General features: G+C 59.2%; 3 protein-coding genes. All 3 read right to left on the reverse strand.

The features are described 5' to 3' along the window. Positions 1-201: 201 nt before the first annotated feature. The 3 genes from aspA to BSZ39_RS12220 are packed head-to-tail and all read right to left on the reverse strand — an operon-like array spanning position 202 to position 4,242. Positions 202-1,644 carry an aspartate ammonia-lyase gene (gene aspA, locus BSZ39_RS12210; RefSeq protein ID WP_073717590.1) on the reverse strand — a complete coding sequence of 481 codons (1,443 nt, stop codon included), beginning with the start codon at positions 1,642-1,644 and terminating at the stop codon, positions 202-204. Positions 1,645-1,684: 40 nt separating this feature from the next. Next, positions 1,685-2,434 carry a succinate dehydrogenase/fumarate reductase iron-sulfur subunit gene (locus tag BSZ39_RS12215; RefSeq protein WP_073717591.1) on the reverse strand — a complete coding sequence of 250 codons (750 nt, stop codon included), beginning with the start codon at positions 2,432-2,434 and terminating at the stop codon, positions 1,685-1,687. Beyond that, positions 2,431-4,242 (reverse strand): fumarate reductase/succinate dehydrogenase flavoprotein subunit, encoded by a 1,812-nt coding sequence (locus tag BSZ39_RS12220; RefSeq protein ID WP_083603344.1) that lies wholly within the window; start codon positions 4,240-4,242, stop codon positions 2,431-2,433. The genes BSZ39_RS12215 and BSZ39_RS12220 overlap by 4 nt, the downstream gene beginning before the upstream one ends. Between the last annotated feature and the right edge of the window lie 34 nt (positions 4,243-4,276).

Here is a 4,276-nt window from a genome sequence, read left to right on the forward strand (position 1 = left end):
AGAGGGTTCCGCAACCCCACCAACTACCGCCTCAGAATGCTGCTGATCGGCGGAGGCCTACGCACCTAACCCACGCTCAAGTCCGAAGGGCCCCAAATCATGACAGTGAATCCTCACGTGGTCAGTGGTGAAATCGGCTACGGGCCGGCCCGCTGAGCGTCATTGCCCAGGGGCAGTGGCCCGCTACCGCGTATGTGGTGGTTAGGTAGTCGGCAAGCCGCGCTCGTCAGGCGCGTAGATCTTGCCGGTGTACTTCGGTTTCATGAAGGCCTCTGTCGTGAGAATCTCATCGACCTGTTCTTCGGTGAGCAGACCCATCTTGACGACAACCTCCTTCACAGACTTGCCGGTCTTCGCGCACTCTCGACCAACCCGGTCACCGTTATGGTGCCCGATGATGGGGTTGAGATAGGTGACGATACCGATCGATTGTTCGACGTAGGCACGGCACTTGTCCTCATTGGCCGTGATGCCGTCGACGCACCGCTCCCGCAACGTGTCACTCGCTGCCGAAAGGAGCCGAAGCGACTCAAACATCGCTTCCGCCATCGCGGGTTCCATGACGTTAAGCTGGAGCTGGCCTGCCTCGGCTGCCATGGTGACCGTCATGTCATTGCCGATCACCTTGAAGCACACCTGGTTGACGACCTCCGGGATCACAGGGTTGACCTTGGCCGGCATGATGGAGGAACCGGCTTGCATCTCCGGGAGGTTGATTTCGTTAAGGCCGGCCCGAGGGCCGGAGGACAGGAGGCGAAGGTCGTTAGAGATCTTCGACAGCTTGTGAGCTAGCCGCTTCAAGCACGCATGAACGAGGACGTAGTCGCCGTTATCGCTGGTGGCCTCCACAAGATCGGGCGCCGAGGTGATCGGCAGTCCCGTAACCTCCGACAGCTTCTCGGCTGCCACGTGCGCGTAGCCATCGGGTGTGTTCAATCCGGTGCCGATCGCCGTCGCTCCGAGGTTGACCCCGAGAAGGTAGTTGGAGCAGCGCTCAAGTGTTACGAGCTCTTCTTCCAGGTTTGTCGCGAACCCCTTGAACTCCTGTCCCAAGGTCATCGGAACAGCGTCTTGGAGCTGGGTGCGTCCCATCTTCAACACGCGCTCGAACTCCCTCGATTTGCCTAAGAAGGAGTTCGCGAGCTCATGAATATGGCCCATGAGATCATGCACCATGCCGTACATCGCGAGGCGCAGTCCCGTCGGATACGCATCGTTCGTCGACTGCGACTTGTTGACGTGATCGTTGGGGTTGATGATGTCGTAACGGCCTTTGTCATAGCCGAGGTGTTCCAAGGCAAGATTGGCGATGACTTCGTTCGTGTTCATGTTGACGCTGGTGCCAGCGCCGCCTTGAAACAGGTCGATGGGAAATTGGTCGAGGCAGCGATCGTGCTCAAGCAGCTGGTCGCAACCCGCGATGATCGCGTCCGCGATATCGAAGGGCAGTGCGCCCAGCTCTTGGTTTGCCAGCGCTGAGGCCTTCTTGACCTGCGCCATCGCGCGCACGAACTCTGGCACGCTTTGGACGAGGCGTCCGGAAATAGGGAAGTTCTCGATCGCCCTGAGGGTGTGGATCCCGTAGTAGGCATCGCTGGGAACTTCGCGGGTACCGAGCAGATCTTCTTCGAGCCGTGTGGTCATATATGGTGCACTCTCTCGTGTCGTAATTGACAGGTGTCTTCTAATCATCGTGTTGCCGGACTGCTGCACGCAGCCGCTCGCGATTCACGTAACTTACCGCGAGCAGCGGAATATCCGCCGGGCAAACTTCGGCACACTCCCCGTGCAGGGAGCATGGGCCGAAATGCGGATCCATTTCGGCGATCATCTCGCGAGCTCTGCGTCCTCGCTCGCTCGCGGGAATCGGTAGTAGGGACAGATGGGCAAGTTTGGCGCCGACGTAAAGATTGGCGGAACCGTTAGGGCATGCGGCAACGCAGGCTCCGCAACCGATACACGCAGCAAAATCGAGGGCACGTTCCGAATCTTCGTGCGTGATGCGGTCGCTGTCCGCGTCTGGCGCAGTTCCCGGAGCGACACTGGGGGCGCCACCGACATTGAGAACATCGGTCAGGTAGCCACGTTCAACCATGAGATCGGCGATGACGGGATAGGCAGCGGAGCGAAATGGTTCCAGGGTGATCGTCTGACCGTCGTCAAACGACGCGAGGCGTTGGTGGCAGGCGGGGGTCCGCGGCACGGGGCCATGAGCTCGGCGATCGATCGTGATCCCGCACGCTCCGCAGATCCCCTCACGGCAGTCCGATTCGAACACGACCGGATCGCCTCCCGCCGTGACGATGTCATCGTTCATCTTGTCGAGAAGCTCAAGGATCGACATCGAGGGTTCGAGGTCATTGACCTCGTGGGTTTCGAACTGACCGGCGTCCTCGGGGCCCTCTTGTCGCCACACTCTCACGATGAGTTTCATCGGTAATCCCTCACTTGCAGTGGCACGGCGGCAAATTCTAGGGGCTCCACATGGCGAGTGAAGCTCGCGGTGCCCTCCCAATTCCCTGTCTGCCAGGCCGAGATGAGAGCCCAGTTTTCGTCGTCGCGCTTCGCTTCGCCATCGTCATTCTGATACTCCACGCGGAAATGGGCTCCGCAGGATTCTTCTCGATCGAGCGCATCGACACACATCACTTCCGCAAGTTGAAGGTAGTCTTCAACCCGCCCGGCGTACTCGAGTTCCTGGTTAATGCGGCTAGCTGATCCAGCGATCTTCAAGTCCTTATAGAAGTTCTCTCGTAGCGTGCGAATCTGAGCGATTGCGTCGGTCAATCCTTCTCGGTCTCGACTCACTCCGCACCCGCGGTAAAGGATCTCTCCCAAAGCGCGGTGGAATGACAGTGGGGGCTTGGTGCCACCGATGTTGAGGAGGCGATCAAAGCGTTCGTAGGCGTCATGGAGGGTTTGCTGGACGGCTTCGTCATCCTCATGCAATGGTTCCGTCCCGAGGTGGTCGGCTAAGTAGTTCGGCACGGTGAATGGAATCGTGAACCAGCCATCTACGCAGGCGGACAGCAGGGAGTTTGCACCAAGTCGGTTGGCGCCGTGATAGCTCGATCCGACTTCACCCGCGACAAACAGTCCGGGTATGGAGGTCATGAGCTGGTAATCAGACCAAAGTCCGCCCATGGTGAAATGGGCCCCCGGAGCGATCCGCATCGGAACCTCATACGGGTTTTCACCGGTGGCATCTTCATACATGTGGAAGAGGTTCCCGTATCGGGCGCTAATCGTCTCCTTGCCGTAACGCTGCAGTGCGTCCCGGAAATCGAGGTAGACCGAGTTCTTGAGAGGGCCGACTCCATGGCCGGCATCAATTCGTTCACGCGCAGCACGGGAGGCAACATCTCGAGGAGTGAGGTTCCCAAAAGCTGGGTATCTCCGCTCCAAGTAATAGTCGCGCTCATCTTCGGGGATTTCGTTTGGCTCCCGGGTATCGCCCGCAGTGGCCGGCACCCAAATCCGTCCATCATTGCGAAGCGATTCACTCATCAGGATCGATTTCGATTGCCAGTGCGTCGAGATGGGTAGGGCTGTCGGATGGAACTGGATAAATGACGGCATCGCGAGGTATGCGCCGCGGCGGTGGGCACGCCATGATGCCGAGGCGTTGGAGTTCTTGGCTAGAGTGGAATGGTAAAAGATATTGCCGTACCCGCCGGTAGCTAGCACGACCGCGTGGGCGGTGATCGGCTGCAACTCACCCGTGAGCAGATTCCGAACGATGACTCCCTGGGCACGACCGTCTTTCACAATGAGATCAACCATTTCGTGACGGACGAGTAACCGGAGCGCACCGCGAGCAACCTGCTGTCCGAGCGCTGCGGCACCCGCTATTTGTAGCTGTTGGCCGGTCTGCCCTCGGGTGTAGTACGTCCGTGAGACCTGCACGCCACCAAAGGATCGCGTGTCAAGCGAACCGCCATATTCGCGGGCAAAAGGAGCCCCGAGTGCATTCATGTGGTCGATAACTCGGGCCGACTCTTCAGCTAACCGAAAGACCTCACGTTCGCGACCGCGGTAGTCGCCACCTTTAACGGTGTCTTTGACAAAACGGCCAAACGAGTCGTTGTCGACTTTGCGCCCACGTGCGGCATTGATCCCGCCCTGAGCAGCAACCGAGTGTGCCCGCCGCGGCGCATCGTGATAGGTCACTGCCGTGACGTGGTAGTTGAGTCCCTCATAGTGGTGTAGCGGGGTGGTCGTGCTGGACAGCAGGGCGGTCACCGCGTGATCCTCGAGTTCATCTTCTACAACTCAC

Origin of the sequence: Bowdeniella nasicola, from assembly GCF_001907295.1 — a bacterium.
GTDB lineage: Bacteria > Actinomycetota > Actinomycetes > Actinomycetales > Actinomycetaceae > Bowdeniella > Bowdeniella nasicola.